This is a genomic window from Variovorax sp. CCNWLW186 (assembly GCF_037203865.1).
Lineage (GTDB): Bacteria > Pseudomonadota > Gammaproteobacteria > Burkholderiales > Burkholderiaceae_C > Variovorax.
The window spans coordinates 1-21,075 of sequence record NZ_JBBCBO010000038.1 but is presented as its reverse complement, the minus strand read 5'-3'; the positions used below and the strand labels follow the sequence as shown (position 1 = coordinate 21,075).

Genomic DNA, 21,075 nt, shown 5'->3' with positions numbered 1-21,075 from the left:
ATAAAGGAGGAGGGGCGCAGCCCCGGGGGACATTCGCGGAGGGGAGTACCCGGTGGCCTTTGCACACGCCCTGAACAGCGGCCCTGAACACCAGACGCCCGAACAGCAGACGCCACCTTGTTCACCGCCCAAATTTTCAGCAAACTGACTATTCTCCTTATAAAACAACGACTTAAATCGCGTTTACAAGGAAGCACATCAGTTATCCCCAAAGTTGTCCACGGAAAATGGGGACGGCACCGGCTTCTTCACAATCCGCTCGCAAGTCCTTGTTTTATCGGCCCGCGGAGCCGGAATTCAGTCAAACAGCAGTCTGCTCACCCGCATAGTGCCGGCACAGCGTTTCGACCAGCGCCTGTGCATAGATCGGCAACGCCGCCTGGTCTCGCACCAGCAGGTACCGCTCCCGCACACACCACGCATCGCTCAGGTCGATCAGCGCGAGCTGCATGCTCTCCTGGTTACGCCGTGCCGCCGATTCCGGCACCACGCCAATGCCCACGCCGCTGCCGATCATCCGGCACATCGCGTCGAAGCTCCCCAGCTGGATGCGCAGCTTCTGCCGCTTGCCGAGGTTGTCCGTAATTTGCGCAAGAAAAGTTTGCAAGGTGCTGCCTTGCTGCATGCCGATCGCGTCTTCGTCCAACGTCTCGGCGAATGAAATCTTTCGGCGCTTTGCGAAGCGGTGTTTGCGGGATGTGACGAGCACCAGCCGGTCGGTGCTGAAGTGGATGGCTTCAAGGCCCAACGTGTCGACGCGGCCGGCCACGATGCCGATGTCGGCGCGGCCGTCGAGCACGCCACGCGGGATCTGAGCATTCGGTTTTTCCTGAAGGTCGACGTTGATGCGCGGGTTGTGCGCAAGGAAGCCGGGCAATATTTCGGGCAGGAAATCGGTCACCGCCGTGGTGTTGGCGAACACGCGCAAATGGCCGCGCAGGCCGCCGCCGTATTCGAGCAGATCGGCGCGCAACTGCTCGGTCTGGTGGAGTACCAGGCGGGCGTGGTGCAAGAAGGCTTCGCCCGGAGGTAGAAGCCGCACGCCGCGTGCCTCGCGCTGCAGCAATTGCAGGCCCGCCTGCGTTTCGAGCGCCTTGATGCGTGCACTGGCCGCCGCAAGCGACAGGTGCTGCCGCTCGGCCGCGCGCGTGAGATTGCCGAGTTCGGCCGTGGCAACAAAAAGGCGCAGGTCGGTCAGGTCGAAAAGCATAGGCCATCGTACCCAAGCCTTCGGTAAATCAGAAGGCTGGGTTCCGAAATCGCAGATTGCGCGCGGGGGTAGGGCGGAACACCATGCGGCCATGGAGACAAAGACATGAGATTTCGCGCACTGGCCCTTCTTTCGTTCGCCGCCGCATTGATTGCCGCAGGCCCTGCAACCGCGCAGCCGTACCCCTCGCGCCCCGTCACGCTCATCGTGCCGCAGGCCGCGGGCGGCACCAACGACATCGTCGGCCGCCTCGTGGGTCAGAAGATCGGCGAGGTGATGAATGCCAGTGTGGTCGTCGACAACCGACCTGGCGCCGGCGGCAACATCGGCACGCAGCTGGTCGCCAAGGGCCCGAAGGACGGTTACACGCTGCTCATGACCATCAGCAGCAGCCAGGCCATCAACCCCGCGCTCTACAAGAACGCGGGCTTCGATCCGGTGAAGGATTTCAAGCCCGTGGGCCTGATTGGCGCGGTGCCCAACGTGCTGCTGGTCAACCCTTCTTTTCCGGCCAAGGACTTCAATGAGTTCCTGAAGCTCGCGCGGGAGAAGGGCGCCAACTACCAGTACGCCTCCGCCGGCAACGGCACGCTCAACCATCTGCTTGGCGAAATGCTCAACAGCATGGCCGGCATTTCCCTGCAGCACGTGCCGTACAAGGGCGTGGCGCCTGCGCTGAACGACGTGCTCGGCGGGCAACTGCCCATCGTTTTTGCCAGCCTGCCTTCAGCGCTTTCGCACATCAAGGCGGGCAAGCTGCGCGCGCTGGCCGTGAGCGGCGACAAGCGCTCGCCGGTACTGCCCGACGTGCCCACCATCGCCGAGGCGGTGCCGGGCTACAACGGCACGCTGTGGATCGGCCTGTTCGCGCCCGCTGGCGTGCCGGCCGACGTGTTGGCCACGCTGCAGGACGCCACGCGCAAGGCGCTGGCCGCCAAGGACCTGCGCGACAAGCTCGACCAGCAGGGCGTCGAGATAGCGGCGTCCACCACGCCGGAGCAATTCTCGAAGCTGCTGCAGGACGACCTCGCCAAATGGGCGCGCATCGTCAAGGCATCTGGTGCGGCGGTCGACTGAAAAAGAACCATGAGCAATCACGCCCCAGAGAATTCCTCCCGCCCGATCGGCGGCGACACGCTGGCAAAGCTCCAGGCATGGCAAGGCCGCAGCGAAACGCTGGCCGACGAAGTCACCGCCGCGCCCGTGCGCGCACTCTCCGCCACGCTGGACCGTGACGATCCGCTTCCTGGCGCCGGCACTCGCCTGCCCGAACTCTGGCACTGGCTCTACTTTCTGCCGCACCATCGCCAATCCGAAATCGGCGAAGACGGCCATGCAAAGCGCGGCGGTTTCCTGCCGCCCGTGCCGCTGCCGCGCCGCATGTGGGCCGGCGGACGGCTGGTGTGGGAGAAGGGCAATCCGCTGCAAGTCGGCGACACGGTCGAGCGCACCTCGACCATCGCTTCCGTCACGCACAAGGCTGGCCGCACCGGCGAGCTGGTGTTCGTGCTCGTGCGCCATGAGGTGCGCAACGCGCGTGGCCTTGCGCTCACCGAAGAGCACGACATCGTCTACCGCGCCGCGGCCGCGCCCGACGAGAAAACGCCACCTCCCACACCCGCGCCCAAAGACGCCGCCTTCAGCCGCGAGATCGTGCCCGACGACGTGCTGCTGTTCCGCTACTCGGCGCTTACCTTCAACGGCCACCGCATTCACTACGACCGCCGCTACGTGACGCAGGTCGAGGGATACCCGGGCCTAATCGTGCACGGCCCGCTCATCGCCACGCTGCTGGTCGACCTGCTGCGCCGGAACGTGCCGGGCGCGCAGCTCGCGCGTTTCGAATTCCGCGCGGTGCGGCCCACCTTCGACATCGCGCCGTTCCGCGTGCACGGCAAGCCGGCCGAAGGCAGCACCGGCGGCAAGACTTTCAGCTTGTGGGGCGAAGACGCCGACGGCTGGCTCACGATGCAGGCCACGGCCGTGCTCGCATGAACACAGGGAGAAAAAGCGAATGACAAGACCCCTCGACGGCATCACCGTCGTTTCGCTCGAGCACGCGATCGCGGCACCGTTCTGCACCCGGCAGCTGGCCGATCTGGGCGCCCGCGTCATCAAGGTGGAGCGCCCCGGCGTGGGCGACTTCGCGCGCGCCTACGACGCACGCGTGGGCGGCGAGGCCTCGCACTTCGTGTGGGTGAATCGCTCGAAGGAAAGCCTCACGCTCGACCTCAAGCAGCCCGGCGCGCTCGCGGTGCTGCAGGAGCTGGTGGCCGATGCCGACGTGCTGGTGCAGAACCTCGCGCCCGGCGCGGCCGCGCGCATGGGCCTCGGCGCCGAAGCGCTGCAGGCGAAGCATCCGCGGCTCATCGTGTGCGACATCTCGGGCTATGGCGAAGACGGCCCGTACCGCGACAAGAAGGCCTACGACCTCTTGATACAGAGCGAAGCGGGCTTCCTGTCGGTGACGGGCACGCCGGACGATCCATGCAAGTCGGGCAATTCCATCGCCGACATTGCGGCGGGCATGTACGCGTACACCGGCATCCTCGCGGCGCTGCTGCAGCGTGGCAAGACCGGCAAGGGCTCGCACATCGACGTGTCCATGCTCGAGTCGCTCGCCGAGTGGATGGGCTACCCGATGTACTACGCCTACGACGGCGCACCTCCGCCGCCGCGCAGCGCCGCATCGCACGCGACCATCTATCCGTACGGCCCGTTCCCTGCCGGCGACGGCGGCACGGTGATGCTGGGCCTGCAGAACGAACGCGAATGGCGCGTGTTCTGCGAGAAGGTGCTGCTGCAGTCGGGGCTTGCCACCGACGCGCGCTTCGACAGCAATGCACGGCGCAACGAGAGCCGCGATGCGCTGCGCGCGATCATCGTGGAGACCTTTGCCGCGCTTGCCACTGCACAGGTGCTCGAGCGTCTCGATGCCGCGCAGATTGCCAATGCGCGCATGAACGACATGGCGGGGCTGTGGGCGCATCCGCAATTGCAGGCGCGCGACCGGTGGCGGCAGGTGGGGTCGCCGGCCGGCGCTATTCCGGCGCTGCTGCCAGCGGGCCGCCAGAGCGCGTTCGACTACCGCATGGACCCGGTGCCCGCCGTGGGCGAGCACACTGAATCCATTCTGCGCAACCTGGGCCGGAGCGATGCCGACATTGCTGCCCTGCGAGAAGCGGGGGCGGTGTGAGCGCGATAGATGCGAACTCGCGGCTGGCGTTGGCTCGCACCTTCCTGTTCGTGCCTGCGGACCGGCCCGAGCGCCATGCGCGCGCGTTGGCCAGCGGCGCAGGCGGCGTGATCGTCGATTTGGAAGACGCCGTTGCGCCCGATCGAAAGTCGGAGGCGCGTGCGCAGCTGAGGGCTTCTTTCTCTGCCTTGAGCGTGGCGCAGCAGCAGCGCCTGCTGGTGCGCATCAACGCCTGCGGCACGCCATGGCACGACAACGACCTGGCCGAGGTAAGCGAACTCGCCGCTCAAGGCCTGATCGCCGGCGTGATGCTGCCGAAGGCCGAGCGTGCGGCCGACCTGCAGCGGCTCTCTGCCGCCCTCGGACTGAAAAGCCTGATCGTGCCGTTGATCGAATCGGCCGCGGGCCTGGAAGCCGCGCGTGAACTCGCGGCGGCGCCGCAGGTGCTGCGGCTCGCATTCGGCAATCTCGATTTCCAGGCCGACCTGGGGCTTGCCTGCGATGCGGACGAAGCTGAGCTGGTGCCCGTGCGCCTGGCACTGGTGCTCGCCTCGCGCCGAGCCGGGCTTGCGGCACCCATCGACGGCGTCACGCCCGATTGGCGCGATGCGGCGCGGCTCGCCAACGACGCGGCACGCGCCCGGCGCGGCGGCTTCGGCGCGAAGCTTTGCATTCACCCAGACCAGGTCGCGCCCGTGCATGCCGCGCTCGGCCCAAGCGCGGACGAACTCGCATGGGCGCGCCGCGTGGTGGATGCAACCCAGGCCGCGGGCGGCGGCGTCGTCAGCCTCGACGGGCGCATGGTCGACGCGCCCGTGGTGCGGCTCGCAGAGCGCCTGCTGGCACTCGAATCGCAAGCTCCGCCCTGAAGGCGGCGGGGCTTCGGACATACCAGATCAATAACCTCAAGGAGACAACGAAGTGAAAGCAACGAAGAACTGGAAAACACGGGTCGCACTCGCGGCATCGCTGGGCGCCTGCCTGCTGGCAACTCAAACGCCGGCCACCGCACAGGCACCCTGGCCCGACAAGCCCATCACCATGGTCGTGCCGTATTCAGCCGGCGGCCCCACCGACGTGGTGGCGCGCATGCTGGCGATTCCCATGGGCAAGTCGCTCGGGCAGACTGTCATCGTCGAGAACACCGTGGGCGCGGGCGGCACCATCGCGCCCGGGCGCGTGGCCAAGGCGGCGCCTAACGGCTACACCATCCTGATCCATCACATGGGCATGGCGACCGCGCCCGCGCTCTACAAGAAGCTCAGCTACGACCCGCTGAAAGACTTCGAATACGTCGGGCAGGTGATGGACGTGCCGATGACGCTGCTTTCGCGCAAGGACTTTCCGGCCAACAATTTCCAGGAACTGCTGGCCTATGTGAAGGCCAACAAGGACAAGGTCACGCTCGCCAACGCCGGCATCGGCGCCGTGTCGCAGCTGTGCGGCATGCTTCTGGCGCATCAGATCGGCGTGCAGCTCACCACCGTGCCTTACAAGGGCGCCGGCCCTGCGCTCAACGACCTCATGGGCGGGCAGGTCGACCTGCTGTGCGACCAGACCACGCAGACCGCACCGGTCATCAAGGACGGCAACCGCGTCAAGGTGTTCGGCGTGACCACGCCCAAGCGGCTGTCGAGCATGCCCAACATCCCCACGCTGGACGAGCAGGGGCTCAAGGGATTCGACGTGAAGGTGTGGCACGGCATCTACGCACCCAAGGGCACGCCACCGGCCGTCATGCAAAAGCTCAATGTTGCACTGCGTGCGGCGCTGCAGGACGACATGGTCAAGCACCGCTTCGCCGAACTGAGCACCGAGGCCGTGCCCATGGACAAGGTCACGCCCGAAGCCCTGCGCACCCACCTCGCGGCCGAAACCGAGAAGTGGGGCAAAGTGATTCGCGCGGCGGGCGTCCAGGCGGATTGACGAACGATTGATCGGCACTGGCGGGGCAGGCCGGCCCCGCAACGTTACGCCAAGTTGAAAGGCAGCTGGCGCAGCGGCTTGCCTGTGAGCCGCGCGAGGGCGTTGGCGAACGCCGGCGCCAGCGGCGGCAGGCCGGGCTCGCCGATGCCGGTGGGCGCATCGGCGTTGGGCACCACGTGCACCTCGAACTCCGGCATGTGGGTGATGCGGGGCACGGCAAAGTCGCCGAAGTTGCTCTGCTGCACTTCGCCGTCCTTCAGCGTGATGGCGCCGCCCGGCAGGCACATCGACAGGCCCATGACCGCGGCGCCCTGCACCTGCGCCTCCACGCTGCGCGGATTGACGGCCAGGTTGCAGTGCACGCCGGCGGTCGCCCGGTGCAGCACCGGTTGGCCGTCCTTGACCGAAGCTTCCACCACATAGGCCACGACCGACTGGAAGGATTCGTGCACCGCCACGCCCCAGGCGCGGCCCTGTGTCAATTGCTTCTTGCCGTAGCCGCTCTTGTCGACCGCCAGCTGCAGCGCGGCGCGATGGCGCGGGTGCTTGTCTCCGAAGAGCTGCATGCGGTAGGCCACAGGGTCTTGCTTTGTGCTGTGCGCGATTTCGTCGATGAGCGTTTCCATTACGAAGGCGGTGTGCGTGGAACCCACGCTGCGCCACCACAGCACCGGCACGTTGACCTTGGGATGGTGCACGGTCAAGCGCATCGGCAGCGGATACGGTTCGCGCATGCCTTCGGTGGCCGAAGCGTCGATGCCGTCCTTGACCTGGAACGACTCGAACACCGTTCCCGTGAGGATCGACTGGCCCACGATGACGTGGTCCCACGCCAGCACCTTGCCGCGCTCGTCGAAGCCGATGCGGGCGCGGTGCAGGTGCATGGGGCGGTAGTAGCCGCCCTTGATGTCGTCCTCGCGGCTCCACAGCAGGCGCACCGGCGCAGTCAGGCCCGCGGTGCGCGCGGCCTTGGCAATCTGGCAGGCCTCGACCACATAGTCGCTCGAGCCCACGAAGCGCCGGCCGAAGCCGCCGCCCGCCATTTGCACATGCACGCTCACCTGTTCGGGCTTGAGGCCGAGCACACGTGCCGCCGCGGCGGCGTCCAGTCCGGAGCTCTGCGTGCCGACCCAGAGCTCGGCGCGGTCGGCCGACAGCTTCACGGTGCAGTTCAGCGGCTCCATGGGCGCATGGGCCAGGTAGGGGAACACGAACTCGGCTTCGAGCTGTTTGGGCGCCTTGGCCAGCGGTGCCATGTCGGCGTCGAACTTGCGCGGGCCGGGCTTGGTGGCCAGTTCGCGGTACTGCACCAGCTGCTTTTCGCTGTCGACCTTCTCGACGGCGGAGGTGTCCCACTGCAGCTTCAGCGCATCGCGGCCCAGCTTGGCCGACCAGTAGCCGTCGGCCACCACCGCCACGCCTTCCGCGCCGCGATCGAGCGGCACGCGCAGCACCGCCTTCACGCCCTTGACTGCGCGCGCCGCGCTGTCGTCCACCGACTTCAGCCGCGCGCCGAACACCGGCGGATGGGCCACCACCGCGGTGAGTTGCCCTGGCTGCTTGACGTCGATGCCGAAGTCTTGCCGGCCGCTGCTCTTGGCACGCGCATCCAGCCGCGTGGTGGGGCGGCCGATGATCTTGAAATCCTTCGGGTCTTTCAGCGTGACCTTCTCGGGCACCGGCAGGGCCATGGCGGCCTCAGCCAGTTCGCCATAGCCCAGCTTGCGTCCGCCCGGACCCAGCACCATACCGGCCTGCGTGCGCAACGTGGCCACGTCGACGTTCCAGCGCGCGGCCGCGGCAGACAGCAGCATGGCCCTAGCGCGGGCGCCGAGTTCGCGGTATTGCGTGAAGCTGTTCTTGATGGAGTTGGAGCCGCCGGTCAGGTGCATGCCGAAGATGGGGTCGTGATAGGCGGCATCGTTGGTGCCGCTCTTGCTGCGCACCAGGCTCCAATCGGCATCGAGCTCTTCGGCCAGGATCATCGGCAGGCCCGTTTGCACGCCCTGGCCGAATTCGAGCCGGTTGTGGGTCACGGTGACTTCGCCGTTGCGGGCAATCTGCACGAAGGCAAGCGGCTGCTGCGTCGGCTTGAGTCCGCCGGCCGGCTTGGCCGCACCGTCGGCCTGCGCCATGGCCATGTGGGGAAACGCGCCGATCGCCAAGCCGCCGACGCCGGCCAGCTTCAGGAAGCTGCGGCGGGGCAGGGCGGCGGCGCCTTCAGGCTGGCTTGCGGCCAGCAAGCGTTGCAGGGCGCGCGGCAGTTCGCTCGGATCGATATGGGTGGGCAACAACATGTCGGGTGCTCCTTCAGGCGAGGGTCTTGGCGGCATCGGCCACCGCGGCCCGAATGCGGGCATAGGTGCCGCAGCGGCAGATGTTGCCGGCCATGGCCGAGTCGATCTCGTCGGTGCTCGGCTGCTTGCCGGGCGGGAGCGATTTGATGAATGCCGTGGCGCTCATGATCTGGCCGCTCTGGCAGTAGCCGCACTGCGCCACGTCGTGCTTGACCCATGCGGCGTGCACGGCCGCGCCCACGCGGTCGCTGCCGTCGGTGGCGGCTTCGATGGTGACGATCTTCTTGCCTTCGGCCGCAGAAATCGGCGTGATGCACGAGCGGATGGCCTGGCCGTCCAGGTGCACGGTGCAGGCGCCGCACAGCGCGGCGCCGCAGCCGAACTTGGTGCCGGTCATGCCCAGCGTGTCGCGCAGGGCCCAGAGGATGGGGGTGCCGGGGTCGGCGTCGACCGTGTGTTCACGGCCATTGACGTGGAGCGCGCTCATGTTCTTTTCTCCGCAAGGTGGGGGGATGATTTTTTGTGACTACTTGGCGCCGTCGAGCAGCCATTGCGCGAGCAACTGTGCGTCGGCATCGGGAACCTGTGCTTGCGCGGGCATCGGCATCGACCCCCACTTTCCGGAGCTGCCGGCCTTGATGCTTGCGGCCAGTTGCGCGGCCGTTCCCTTGCCGTCGCCGTACTTTGCGCCGATGTCTTTCCAGGAGGGGCCCACCACTTTTACCGTGGCCTGGTGGCATGCAACGCATGCGTACTTTTGGGCCAATGCCTGGCTGGCCGCGGCAGGAGCGGGCCAGGCAATGCCTGCGGCAATGCACGGCACAGCCACGAGCGAAGCGAGCAAGGCGCGCGGGATGGCGGTGGTGCGGCCAGGGCCGCGTTGCGGTTTCCGGTCTTCGTTCATTTCTCTTCAGGCCCCTTGTGTTGCGGCGCTCATCGTGTGTTGCGCGACTTTAGAGACGAGGGTCTGAAAGAGATAGTGGCCAATACAGCATGCCTTTTGAAGTTGAACTTCAAAATGCAAGGCCGAGCCACGGGGCCGGGAGGCCCCAAGGTCAATTCCGCGGGCGCGCCGAGGCCGCCCGCGGGAGCACGCTCAAAGGCCGCCCTGGCAGAGATATTTGGTGTGCATGTAGTCGTCGAGGCCGTGAACCGAGCCTTCGCGGCCGTAGCCCGACTCCTTCACGCCGCCGAAAGGCGCGGCCTCGGCGGCCAGCGCGCCTTCGTTGATGCCGACGATGCCGGATTCGAGCGCGTCGGCCACGCGCGAGATGCGGCGCACGTCGTTCGAATAGAAGTAGGCGGCCAGGCCGAAGGGCGTGTCGTTCGCGGCGGCGATGACCTCGGCCTCCGTGTCGAAGCGCGTGACCGGCACCACGGGCCCGAAGGTTTCTTCACAGCTGCATTCCATGGACGAATCGGCATTCACCAGCACCGTGGGTGCGTAGTAGTTGGGGCCGTTGCAGCGCGCCGAACGCAGGCGCTCGCCGCCCACCACGACGCGCGCGCCGCGAGACACGGCGTCGCGCACATGGCGCTCGATCTTCTCGACAGCGCGCGCATTGATCATCGGGCCAATCTGCGAATCGGGCTCGGTGGCGGGGCCGACCTTGAGCGCGCCCACGCGTGCTGCCAGCTTGTCGACGAAGGCGTCGTGCACCTTCGAGTGCACGAACACGCGGTTCGGGCTCACGCAGGTCTGGCCGCCGTTGCGGAACTTGGCGGCCATGAGGCCGTCGACCGCGGCATCGACGTCGGCATCTTCGAACACGACGAAAGGCGCATTGCCGCCGAGCTCGAGCGACAGCTTCTTGAGCGTGTCGGCCGAAGCGCGCGCCAGGTGCTTGCCCACTGGCGTGGAGCCGGTGAAGCTGATCTTGCGCACACGCGAATCGGCCAGCCACACGTCGACCACTTCAGGCGTGCGCTCGCGCGAAGCGGTCACGATGTTGAGCACGCCCGGCGGCACGCCGGCTTCTTCAGCCAGCTTCACCAGCGCGAGCGAGGTGAGCGGCGTGTCTTCGGCCGGCTTGCACACCACGGTGCAGCCCGCGGCCAGGGCCGGCGCGATCTTGCGCGCGATCATCGCGGCCGGAAAATTCCACGGCGTGATTGCGGCGACCACGCCCACGGGCTCCTTCAGCGCGAGCATGCGGCGACCCGTGACCGGCGCGGGAATCACGTCGCCGTTGGCGCGCGTGGCTTCTTCGGCGAACCACTCGACGTAGCTGGCCGCATAGGCCACTTCGCCGCGGCCCTCGGCAAACGGCTTGCCCTGCTCGCGCGAGATGAGGCGGCCCAGGTCTTCCTGGTGCGCCAGCATGAGGTCGTTCCAGCGTTTGAGAATCTGTGCCCGCTGCTTGGCGGGCACCGCGCGCCACGTGGGGAAGGCGGCGCGGGCGGCCGCCACCGCGGCGCGCGCATCGGCGGCCGTGCCGTCGGGCACGCTCGCAAAGACGCCGTCGGTGGCGGGGTCGGTCACATCGAGGCGGCGGCCATCACTGGCGTCGCGCCATTCGCCGCCGATGAGTTGGCGGGCCGGAAGCAGGTCTTGGCGTTGGAGGGTGAGTGGCATGGTCTGAAAAGTTCTTGAGAGGTTTTGGCGGGTCGGGCTCAGGCTGCTGCGGACACACGCTCGGCAATGGCCATGCCCAGCTCCGTGGTCGAGGCCGTGCCGCCCAGGTCGCGCGTGCGTGGTCCGTCGCGCAGCACCGCCTCGATGGCGCCGAGGATGGCGTCATGCGCGGCGCGGCCAGCGCCTTGTCCCTGCGTGAGGAAGTCGAGCATTAGCGCGCCCGACCAGATCATTGCGATCGGGTTGGCGATGTTCTGGCCGTAGATGTCGGGCGCCGAGCCGTGCACCGGCTCGAAGAGCGAGGGAAACTTGCGGTCGGGGTTGAGGTTGGCCGAGGGCGCAAGGCCGATCGTGCCGGTGGTGGCTGGGCCCAAGTCGGAGAGGATGTCGCCGAACAGGTTGCTCGCCACCACCACGTCGAAGCGCGTGGGCTGCAGCACGAAGCGCGCCGAGAGAATGTCGATGTGCTGCTTGTCGACCGTCACCTCGGGGTAGTCGCGGCCGATGGCATCGGCGCGGCCGTCCCACCACGGCATGCTGATCGCGATGCCGTTGCTCTTGGTGGCCACCGTCAGGTGCTTGCGCGCACGGCTTTCGGCAAGCTCATAGGCGTAGCGCAGCACGCGGTCGGTGCCGTGGCGCGAGAACACCGATTCCTGGATCACGATCTCGCGCTCGGTGCCTTCGTACATCACGCCGCCAAGCGAGGTGTATTCGCCCTCGGTGTTCTCGCGCACCACCAGGTAGTCGATGTCGCCGGGCTTGCGGCCGGCCAGCGGGCAGGGCACGCCTTCGAACAGGCGCACCGGGCGCAGGTTGATGTACTGGTCGAACTCGCGGCGGAACTTGAGCAGCGATCCCCAGAGCGAGACGTGGTCCGGCACGGTCTCGGGCCAGCCGACCGCGCCGAAGTACAGGGCGTCCACGCCGCGCAGCTGTTCCTTCCAATCGTCCGGCATCATCTGGCCGTGCTCGGCGTAGTAGTCGCAGCCGGCCCAGGCTATGGTGCGGCAATCGAGCTCGAAGCCGAAGCGCTCGGCAGCGGCCAGCACCACGCGCAGGCCTTCGGGCATCACTTCCTTGCCGATGCCGTCGCCGGCAATCAGCGCAATCCGGAACGTGGGGATCATGCGTGTATCTCCCTGTTGGCGTGGGCTGCTGCCGCGGCCGCGTGGTCCATGTCGTCGAGCCAGCCGCGGCGCAGTTCGGGCACCGATCGCGCGAGCAGCTGGTAGTAGGGGTGGTGCGGCCCGCGGTCGTAGTCGGCGCGCGCCACTTGCGAGAGCTTGTGGCCGTGCTGCATGACCACGATTTCGTCGCACACCGAGCGCACGGTGTGCAGGTCGTGGCTGATGAAGAGGTAGGACACGCCCAACTCGCGCCGCAGCTCGGCCATGAGGTCGAGCACCGCCGCCGCCACCACGGTGTCCAGCGCAGAGGTCACTTCGTCGCACAAGATGAGGTCGGGCTCGGCCGCCAGCGCACGTGCCAGGTTCACGCGCTGCTTCTGCCCGCCCGAGAGCCCGCCCGGCAGCCGGTCAGCCACCGTGCGCGGCAGCTTCACCAGGTCGAGCAACTCGAAGATGCGCTGCTTGAGCGGTTCGCCGCGCAAGCCCTTGTAGAACTGCAGCGGCCGCGCCAGGATGCGCCAGATGGTCTGCGAGGGGTTCAGCGCCGTATCGGCCATCTGGAACACGATCTGAATGCGGCGCAGCTCCTCTGGAGTGCGCTGCTGCAGCGTGGGCTTGAGCGCATGCCCGTCGAACATGATGCTGCCGTGGCAGGGCTTCAGCAGGCCCGCAACGGCGCGCGCGAGCGTGGTCTTGCCCGAGCCCGATTCGCCGATCACGCCGATGGCTTGGCCGCGATAGAGCTTGAGGTTGATGTCTTCGAGGATGAGCTTGGCCGGCTGGCCTTTGGAGTCCACCGCGCCGTAGCCGCACGAAAGCTCGTTCACGTGCAGCAGCAGCGCCGAATCGCCCGAGGCCTGGCCCGAGGCGCGCACCGCGGGCCGCGCCGCCGCCAACAGGCTCTTGGTGTAGTCGTCCACCGGGGCGGAAAGAATCTGCTCCGTGGCGTTCAGCTCGCTCATCTTGCCGTTGCGCAGCACCAGGATGTGGTCGGCCATCTGCGCCACCACGGCGAGGTCATGGCTCACGTACACGGCAGTGGCGCGCCGCTCGCGCACCACGCGGCGAAAGGCGCGCAGCACCTCGATCTGCGTGGTCACGTCGAGCGCGGTGGTCGGCTCGTCGAGGATCACCAGGTCGGGGTCGCCGATCAGCGCCATGGCCGCCATCAGCCGCTGCAATTGGCCGCCGGAGACCTGGTGCGGATAGCGTGCGCCGATGTTTTCGGGATCGGGCAGCGCCAGTTCGCGGAACAGCTGCACCGCTTTCGCTTCGGCCTCGGCCCGTTTGCACAGGCCGTGGATCACGGTCGGTTCGACCACCTGGTCCATGATCGTGCGCGAGGGATTGAACGAAGCGGCCGCACTCTGCGCGATGTACGAGACCGTGCGGCCGCGCAGCGAGCGCTGCCGAGCCGCGTTGAGCGCGAGCACGTCGGTGTCGCCGATCTGCACGCGGCCGGCCGAGATGCGGCAGCCGCTGCGTGCATAGCCCATGAGCGCGAGCGCGGTGGTGGTCTTGCCGGAACCCGATTCGCCGATCAGCGCCAGCACTTCGCCGGGCTGCACCGAGAAGCTCAGGTTGTCGACCAGCGTGCTGTTGCCCGCCACGATGTGCAGGCCCTGGACAGTGAGTGGTGCGCCCATCAGCGTGCTCCTCTTTCGCGCGCGGCACGGCCGGGCAGGTTGTCGATGACGAGATTGACCGCGATGGTCAGGCTCGCGATGGCCAGCGCCGGCACGATCACCGAGGCGCCGCCCACGGCCAGCGCACCGATGTTCTCGCGCACCAGCGAGCCCCAGTCGGCCGCCGGCGGCTGGATGCCCAGGCCCAGGAAGCTCAGGCTCGCCAGCAGCAGCACCACGTAGACGAAGCGCAGCCCCAGGTCGGCCAGCATCGGGCCCAGGATGTTGGGCAGGATCTCGCGCAGCATGATGTAGAGCGTGCCTTCGCCGCGCGTGCGCGCCACGGTCACGTAGTCGAGCGCGTTGATGTTGACCGCCAGCGAGCGCGCCATGCGGTAGGCTCCCGGCACGTAGATGATGGCCGCCGTGGCCACCAGCATCGGCACCGAGGAGCCGAAGCCCGCCACCATGATGAGCGCGAACATCTTGCTCGGGATTGCAGTGAGCGTGTCGAGGCCGCGGCTCAGCACCGCGTCGATCCAGCGGCCGGTGGCGGCGGCCAAGAGCGCCAGCACGGTGCCGGTTCCGCTGGCGAGCAGCGTGGCCAGCAGCGCGACGCCGATCGTGTAGCGCGCCCCCTCGATGATGAGCGCCAGCATGTCGCGGCCGAGGTAGTCGGTGCCCAGCCAGTGTTTCACGCTGATCGGCTCGAAGACGTTCGACGTGCCCGCGGCCGCCGTGCCGTGCGAGAGCATCCAGGGGCCGAGCAGCGCTGCGAGCAGCCAGAACAGCAGCACCGCAAGACCGAGCAGGCCGGATGGGCCGAAGCCGGCGAGCCAGCGCAAAGGCCCGCCCCGGCGTTCTTGGGGAACTGGCGCCAGCAAAGCCGCGGCGCTCGCGACCGTTGAAGTTGTGGACGTTTCCATGAAGCTTCCTTCCTTCAGCGGTGCCGCAGCCGCGGGTTGGCGAGAATGCCGAAGATGTCGGCCGTCGTCACCAGGATCAGATAGGCACAGCAGAAGATCATGGCGCAGGTCTGCACCAGCGGCATGTCGCGCTGCGAGACGCCGTCGACCATCAGCTTGGCGATGCCCGGATAGTTGAAGATGGTCTCGACGATGATCACGCCGCCGAGCAGGTACGACAGGCTCAACGCCACGGCGTTGGCAATCGGCCCCACCGCATTGGGCAGCGCGTGCGCCAGCACCATGCGCATCGGCGAGGCGCCTTTGAGCCGCACCATCTCGATGTAGGGCGCCTCAAGCTGGTCGATGACCGCGGCGCGCGTCATGCGCATCATCTGCGCCACGATCACGCAGCACAGCACCAGCACCGGCATTGCAAACGCGCGCAGCAGCTGGCCCAGCGACTCGATGTCGTTGACGAACGAGAGCGCCGGCAGCCAGCGCAGCTTGACCGCGAACACCAGCACCGCCAGCGTTGCCACCAGGAACTCCGGCACCGACACCACGCCCACCGCCGTCGTCGAAGCCGCACGGTCGAACCACGAGCCGCGCCACACCGCCGAAGCGATGCCCAGCGCCAGCGCAATCGGCACCGAGAACAGCGCCGTGACGGCGGCCAGCAGCAGCGAGTTGGGCAGGCGGCTGGCGACCAGCTCGGCCACCGGCATCTGCGTGGTCGCGGAGCGGCCGGGGTCGCCCTTGAGCATGCCGACGAGCCACTTGGCGTAGCGTTCGGGTGCGGGCACGTCCAGGCCCATCTGGGCGCGCAACGCGGCCACGGCTTCGGGCGTGGCGTCCTGGCCGAGCTGCTCCTGCGCGGCATCGCCGGGCAGCACCGCGGTGATCGAGAACACGACCACCGACACCGCCAGCAACGACAACAGCGCCAACGCGATGCGCTGGGCCAGAAGCTTCAGGATCACATGGTTCATGTCGATGCTCCTTGAGACGAGGCGAACGGCCGCGGACGTGTCATGCCTCCAGCCATACGTTCTCGGCAAAGTTGTAGCCCATGAGGCCGCCCAGCGGGATGGGCGACAGGCCCTTGAGCTTGGAGCTGTGGCCGTCGATGCTCGACAGGAACAGCGGAATGCCGATGCCGGCGTCCTGGTGGATCATGGTCTGCATGTCGGCATACATCTGCTTGCGCTTGGCCAGGTCGGTCTCGGCGCGCGAAGCCAGCAGCAGCTGGTCGAACTTCTCGCTCTTCCAGCGCGATTCGTTCCATGCCGCACCCGACTGAAAGAACTGCGTCAGCAGCACGTCGGCGCTCGGGCGCGGGTTCACGTTGCCGAAGCCCACGTGGCTGTTGAGCCAGTGGTTCGACCAGTAGCCGTCGGCGGGCATGCGCTTGATGTCGATCTCCAGCCCCGCGCGCTGCGCCGTCTGCTGCAGCAACAAGGCCATCTCCACCGAGTACAGCGCCGCGGGCGACGCCACCATCGGCACCTTGCCCGTGATGCCGGACTTCTGCAGGTGGAACTTCGCCTTGTCGAGGTCGAAGGGGCGCTGCGGCAGGCCGGCGAAGTAGAAACGGTTGGTCGGGTCGACGGGCTGGTCGTTGGCGACCACCGCGTAGTCGAGCGCAATGGTCTTCTTCATCTGCTCGCGGTCGAACAGATGCTTCATGCCGAGCACGAAGTCCGGGTTGGCGCCGGGGCCCACGTCCTTGCGCATCACCAGGTCGGAGTACTGGCCCGACTGGGTGACGAATATGCCGAAGCCGGGCGTGTCCTTCACGCGCGCCACCGAACGCGGGTTGACCGAGCCGACCAGGTCCAGGCCGCCTGAGAGCAGCGCGTTGACGCGCGCGCTCTCGTCGCCGATGCCCACGAACTCGATCTCGTCGAGGTAGGGCTTGCCGGGCTTCCAGTAGGCGTCGTTGCGCACCATGAGCGAGCGCACGCCGGGTTTGAATTCCTTGAGCTTGTAGGGACCGGTGCCGATGCCGGCATTGAAGTCTGTGGTGCCTTCCTTGACGATGTGGAAGTGGAAGGTGCCCAGGATCACCGGCAGGTCGGCGTTCGGCGCGGTGAGCACGAAGGTCACCTCGCTCGGGCCGGTGGCCTTGGCGCTTTCGATCTGGTCGGCAAGGATCTTGGCCTTGGAGGCGGTGGCCGCATCCTTGTGGCGCATGACCGAAAACACCACGTCGGCGGGCGCGAGCGCTTTGCCGTCGTGAAAGGTCACGCCCTTGCGTAGCGTGAAGACCCAGGTCTTGGCGTCCTTGGTGGTGAACGATTCGGCCAGCGCGGGCTGCGGCGTGAGGCTGGCGTCCAGCGAGGTCAGGCCGTTGTAGATCATGTTGCAGCGCGAGTAGTCGGTCTGGTTCGACTGCTTGGCCGGATCGAGCGTGTCGGTGGCGGCGGCAGTGGCGCCCGCCACGCGGATTCGGCCACCCTTCCTGGGCGTTTGCGCGTGGGCGGACACCGCCATGCCGGCAAGGCTGCCGGCGAGCGTGGCCTGCATGCCGCCTGCCATCAGCATCTCCAGGATGTCGCGGCGCGATGCGCCGCGTTTGAGCGACTCCATCACGCGAAGGCTTTCGCCGGGACCGACGAGGTTTTCGAACCTCTTGTTGCTGCTGTCGCTCATGGTGGGGTACTCCTGTGAAGCCGATGACTGATGGTTGAAGAACAAACAAACACGGAACGAAAACGACGGGCTCGCGCGGCGCTCAGGCCAGCTTGTCCTTGAGCGAGTAATAGAAGCCGACCGCCGGAAGGAACCAGGGCGGTCCGATGTGACCGGGAATGGCAGGCCAGTCGCGGCCCTGCCAGGGGTTGGCGCCGGCGTCGCCGTTCATCACGGCGGCCATGCGCTCGCCCATGTGAACCGACATCTGCGTGCCGTGGCCGCTGTACCCCATGGCGTAGTAAAGGCCATTGCGCTCGCCGGCGTGAGGCAGGCGGTCTTGCGTCATGTCGACGAGTCCGCCCCAGCAGTAGTCCAGCCGTACGGCGCCGAGCTGCGGAAAGGTTTCGGCCAGCCCGGCGCGCAGGATCTCGCCGCTGGCGGCATCGGCCTGCGGGCTGGAAACCGAGAAGCGCGCGCGGCCGCCGAACACCAGCCGGTGATCGGCCGTGAGCCGGAAGTAGTGATGAATGTTCGCGACCGTGGTGTAGGTGCGCCGGGCCGCGAGCAGCGCCTGCGCGCGCTCCGCGCCCAGCGGCTCGGTGACCACGATGAAGCTGCCGATCGGCACGATGCGCCGGCGCAGCCAGCCGAAGCTGCCATAGCCGCCATGCCGCGTGGCGCCCGTGGCCAGCAGCACCTGCTGCGCGGTAACGGTGCCGCCGGCGGTGTGTAGCCGGTGCGCATGGCCCTGGCCCAAACGTTCGATGCGGTTCACGGCGGTGCCGGTGTGGATTTGCGCGCCGTGGCGCTGCGCGGCCGCGGCCAGGCCCTGGGCGAAGCGGCCCATGTGCATCTGGCCGCTGCGCTTGTAGAGCAGGCCGCCATGGAAGCGCTCGCTCTGCACCTCGCTGCGCACCTGCGCCGCATCGAGGACTTCGACATCGGTGTCCACGCCGTCGCCGATCAGGCGCTGCGCACTGCGTGCGAGCGCAGCCATCTGGTTGGCGCGCGTGGCGAGCTTCAGCTTGCCGTGACGCATGAAGTCGCAGTCGATGGCTTCGTCGCGCACCAGCCGCGCCACGGTGTCCACCGCATCGTCGTAGGCACGGTACCAGGCGCGGGCCTTTTCAATGCCGACCTTGGCGGCCACATCGGCATAGTCCACCGCCAGCCCGTTGTTCACATGGCCGCCATTGCGCCCCGATGCTTCAGCCGCCACGCGCGTGCCGGCCTCCAGCACCGCGACCCGGGCGCCGCGCTTGGCGAGCGCCAGCGCCGCCGAAAGGCCCGTGAAGCCGCCGCCCACGATTGCGACATCGACCTGCGCCGGCAGTGCATGCACTGCGGGTGCGAAGGCCGGCGCGGAATCGGTCCAGTAGGAGTCGAGCTTCATGGCGTGGGGCGTTTCAATCTAGAAGGATCAGAGCCCGACGACGCCGGGCAGGCCGCCGATGTCCTTGATCTCGGTGTAGCGGTAGGCCGGGTTGCCCGGGCCGTGGCCGCGGTTCACGAACACCTTGTTGACAATGCCGATGTCGTCGGCCGACATCAGGTCGTAGCGCAGGCTGGAGGACACGTGCAGCACGTCTTCCGGGTTGCAGCCGAGCGAATCGAGCATGTATTCGAAGGCCTGCAGGCGCGGCTTGTAGGCCTGGGCCTGCTGCGCGGTGTACACGCGGTGGAACGGCGCGCCGAGCATGGCGACGTTCTTCTGGATCTGGTCGTCCGATGCGTTCGACAGAATGACCAGCGGAATTTCCTTGGCCACCTTGGCAAGGCCCGCGGCCACGTCGTCATGCGGGCCCCAGGTGGGCACGGCGTCGTAGTACTTCTGGCCGTCGCTGTCGAAGTACTGGATCTTCCATTTCTTGCACAGGCGGCGCACTGCATTCTTCAGCACCACCTCGTAGGGCTGCCACGCGCCCAGCACTTCGTCGAAGCGGTAGGCCGTGAAGTCAGTGACGAACTGGTCCATCTGCTCGGGCTTGATGCGGTCGGCGAAGAGGTCGACGGTCAGCTCCTTCATGCGGAACCGGGTGAGGGTGCCGTAGCAGTCGAAGGTCACGTATTTGGGACGGAAAGTCATGGTCTCGGTTCCTGTTCAAGGGGTGGCAAATGCGACAAACTCATTACGAAGTCATTACGAAGTCATTACGAAGTCATTACGAAGCGATTGCAGCACGCACTCGCTCGAGGTATGTAGGGAAAAACGGCGCCTGGCGAAACGAAGCTGCGGTTTGCGATGCCGGCGACGGCATGGCGTGCGGTGTGCCCTGCGTGCGTGCGGCCATGCACCGTGGTGCGTCGCGGCAAAGCCGATCGGCACGCTTTTGAAGCGCGCATCAGCTTGGCCGATGAAAGGGCGTGCATGGCGTAGGTGGCAAGGAAGTGGCGGTCGATCCTAGGCACGATGGCTCAGCATTTGTGTGCGTATGCAGGCGCTGCGCCGCAGCGAATTGCAAAACCGGGGTGCTCTGCAACCGAAGCTTGCAAGTTGCGAAACGGGCTGATTTCGGTCTGGTGCGGGGCCGCAATGTCGTCCAAGATGGATGCGCCATTCCGCTGAAACCGAGAGTTTTCCCTATGCCTGAACCCATTTCGAACGCACCCGCCATGGACGGCGTGGTGCTCAGACCGATGACGGCCGCCGACCTTCCGCATGCGCATGCGCTCTCGGCCGAACTGCGCTGGCCGCACCGTCCCGCCGACTGGGAGCAGATGTTCTCGCATGCCGAAGGCGTTGCTGCCGAGCGCGACGGCGAACTCATTGCCACGGGCTTGCGCTGGCTATGGGGCAAGACCCACGCCACCATAGGTTTGGTGATCGTCTCGCCCGCCTGCCAGGGCCGCCGCATCGGGCACCGGCTCATGAGCGCATTGCTCGACGGACTGGATGATCGCACGGTGCTGCTGCATGCCACGGCTGAGGGGCGGGGGCTTTATGAGCGGCTCGGCTTTGTGCGCACCGGCGAGATGCGGCAGCACCAGGGCCTTGCACAGCCGGCACCGCTGATTGCGCTGCAGCCCGGCTGGCGTCTGCGGCCCGCGGGCCTCAACGAATTGCCCGCGCTTCAATCGCTCGATGCGGCGGCACGAGGCATGCCGCGCGACGCGCTGATTGCCGAGCTGCTGCAAACCGCCGACGCCTGCGTGGTGCTCGACCATGACAACGAGCCGAAAGGCTTTGCCATGCTGCGGCGCTTTGGCCGCGGCCATTCCATCGGGCCGGTGGTCGCGCCAGATGCCGAGGGCGCGAAGGCGTTGATTGCGCACCTTGCGGGGTTGAACGCCGGCAACTTCACGCGCATCGACATCGACTTCGACAGCGGGCTGGCCGAATGGCTCGAGAGCATCGGGCTGCTGCGCGTGGATGCGCCGACAACGATGGTGCGGGGTGAGGCGCCTGCTGTGCCTGTGGGTTCGCCCTCGTTGTTTGCCATCGTTACGCAGGCTGTGGGCTAGGTTTCGGGTCTTCGCGTTGGGTGTTGCGCGCCGTCTTCAGGGCGGCGCACCCGCCGACGGGGTACCTTGCTCCGCGAATGTCCCCCGGCCTGCGGCCTCCTCCTTTATTTCG

At 67.2% G+C, this 21,075-nt stretch carries 18 protein-coding genes; 6 read left to right on the top strand and 12 right to left on the bottom strand.

The window, feature by feature from the left end; all coding sequences use genetic code 11:
- Positions 1 to 301: 301 nt before the first annotated feature.
- Positions 302 to 1,210, bottom strand: a complete 909-nt coding sequence (locus tag V9K97_RS26550) for a LysR family transcriptional regulator (RefSeq protein WP_337321789.1) — start codon at positions 1,208 to 1,210, stop codon at positions 302 to 304.
- A gap of 105 nt (positions 1,211 to 1,315) precedes the next feature.
- Between V9K97_RS26550 and V9K97_RS26545 the strand changes: the two genes are divergently transcribed.
- The 5 genes from V9K97_RS26545 to V9K97_RS26525 are packed head-to-tail and all read left to right on the top strand — an operon-like array spanning position 1,316 to position 6,332.
- Positions 1,316 to 2,287 (top strand): tripartite tricarboxylate transporter substrate binding protein, encoded by a 972-nt coding sequence (locus tag V9K97_RS26545; protein WP_337321787.1) that lies wholly within the window; start codon positions 1,316 to 1,318, stop codon positions 2,285 to 2,287.
- A gap of 9 nt (positions 2,288 to 2,296) precedes the next feature.
- The gene (locus tag V9K97_RS26540; RefSeq protein ID WP_337321785.1) at positions 2,297 to 3,205 is read left to right on the top strand and encodes an FAS1-like dehydratase domain-containing protein; all 909 of its coding nucleotides are present in this window, start codon (positions 2,297 to 2,299) and stop codon (positions 3,203 to 3,205) included.
- A 19-nt stretch (positions 3,206 to 3,224) separates the two neighbouring features.
- Positions 3,225 to 4,406 (top strand): CaiB/BaiF CoA transferase family protein, encoded by a 1,182-nt coding sequence (locus V9K97_RS26535; protein ID WP_337321783.1) that lies wholly within the window; start codon positions 3,225 to 3,227, stop codon positions 4,404 to 4,406.
- On the top strand, positions 4,403 to 5,275 hold the full coding sequence (locus V9K97_RS26530; protein ID WP_337321781.1) for an HpcH/HpaI aldolase/citrate lyase family protein: 873 nt from the start codon (positions 4,403 to 4,405) through the stop codon (positions 5,273 to 5,275). The genes V9K97_RS26535 and V9K97_RS26530 overlap by 4 nt, the downstream gene beginning before the upstream one ends.
- 52 nt (positions 5,276 to 5,327) lie before the next feature.
- Positions 5,328 to 6,332, top strand: coding sequence for a tripartite tricarboxylate transporter substrate-binding protein (locus tag V9K97_RS26525; protein ID WP_337321780.1), 1,005 nt, complete (start codon positions 5,328 to 5,330; stop codon positions 6,330 to 6,332).
- A 44-nt stretch (positions 6,333 to 6,376) separates the two neighbouring features.
- On the opposite strand, the gene V9K97_RS26520 is transcribed toward V9K97_RS26525, so the two are convergent.
- From V9K97_RS26520 to V9K97_RS26470, 11 genes are all read right to left on the bottom strand, one after another.
- Complete coding sequence (locus V9K97_RS26520) at positions 6,377 to 8,629, bottom strand: xanthine dehydrogenase family protein molybdopterin-binding subunit (protein ID WP_337321778.1); 2,253 nt, start codon at positions 8,627 to 8,629, stop codon at positions 6,377 to 6,379.
- Between the two features lie 13 nt (positions 8,630 to 8,642).
- Positions 8,643 to 9,116, bottom strand: coding sequence for a (2Fe-2S)-binding protein (locus V9K97_RS26515; RefSeq protein WP_258505656.1), 474 nt, complete (start codon positions 9,114 to 9,116; stop codon positions 8,643 to 8,645).
- 39 nt (positions 9,117 to 9,155) lie between these two features.
- Positions 9,156 to 9,533 (bottom strand): c-type cytochrome, encoded by a 378-nt coding sequence (locus V9K97_RS26510; protein WP_337321777.1) that lies wholly within the window; start codon positions 9,531 to 9,533, stop codon positions 9,156 to 9,158.
- 192 nt (positions 9,534 to 9,725) lie between these two features.
- A complete protein-coding gene (locus V9K97_RS26505; RefSeq protein ID WP_337321775.1) occupies positions 9,726 to 11,204 on the bottom strand; it encodes an NAD-dependent succinate-semialdehyde dehydrogenase in 1,479 nt (492 codons plus the stop codon).
- Between the two features lie 38 nt (positions 11,205 to 11,242).
- A complete protein-coding gene (locus V9K97_RS26500) occupies positions 11,243 to 12,334 on the bottom strand; it encodes a tartrate dehydrogenase (protein WP_337321773.1) in 1,092 nt (363 codons plus the stop codon).
- Entirely contained in the window at positions 12,331 to 13,980 is a 1,650-nt protein-coding gene (locus V9K97_RS26495; RefSeq protein ID WP_337321772.1) for an ABC transporter ATP-binding protein, read from the bottom strand. The genes V9K97_RS26500 and V9K97_RS26495 overlap by 4 nt, the downstream gene beginning before the upstream one ends.
- Entirely contained in the window at positions 13,980 to 14,885 is a 906-nt protein-coding gene (locus V9K97_RS26490; protein ID WP_337321770.1) for an ABC transporter permease, read from the bottom strand. The genes V9K97_RS26495 and V9K97_RS26490 overlap by 1 nt, the downstream gene beginning before the upstream one ends.
- Positions 14,886 to 14,899: 14 nt before the next feature.
- Entirely contained in the window at positions 14,900 to 15,856 is a 957-nt protein-coding gene (locus V9K97_RS26485; protein WP_258505661.1) for an ABC transporter permease, read from the bottom strand.
- Between the two features lie 40 nt (positions 15,857 to 15,896).
- Positions 15,897 to 17,519 (bottom strand): ABC transporter substrate-binding protein, encoded by a 1,623-nt coding sequence (locus V9K97_RS26480; RefSeq protein ID WP_337321767.1) that lies wholly within the window; start codon positions 17,517 to 17,519, stop codon positions 15,897 to 15,899.
- A gap of 82 nt (positions 17,520 to 17,601) precedes the next feature.
- Positions 17,602 to 18,894, bottom strand: coding sequence for an NAD(P)/FAD-dependent oxidoreductase (locus tag V9K97_RS26475; RefSeq protein WP_337321765.1), 1,293 nt, complete (start codon positions 18,892 to 18,894; stop codon positions 17,602 to 17,604).
- Between the two features lie 27 nt (positions 18,895 to 18,921).
- A complete protein-coding gene (locus V9K97_RS26470) occupies positions 18,922 to 19,587 on the bottom strand; it encodes a haloacid dehalogenase type II (RefSeq protein ID WP_258505663.1) in 666 nt (221 codons plus the stop codon).
- 497 nt (positions 19,588 to 20,084) lie between these two features.
- Between V9K97_RS26470 and V9K97_RS26465 the strand changes: the two genes are divergently transcribed.
- Positions 20,085 to 20,963, top strand: a complete 879-nt coding sequence (locus tag V9K97_RS26465; protein ID WP_258505664.1) for a GNAT family N-acetyltransferase — start codon at positions 20,085 to 20,087, stop codon at positions 20,961 to 20,963.
- The last annotated feature ends 112 nt before the right edge of the window (positions 20,964 to 21,075 follow it).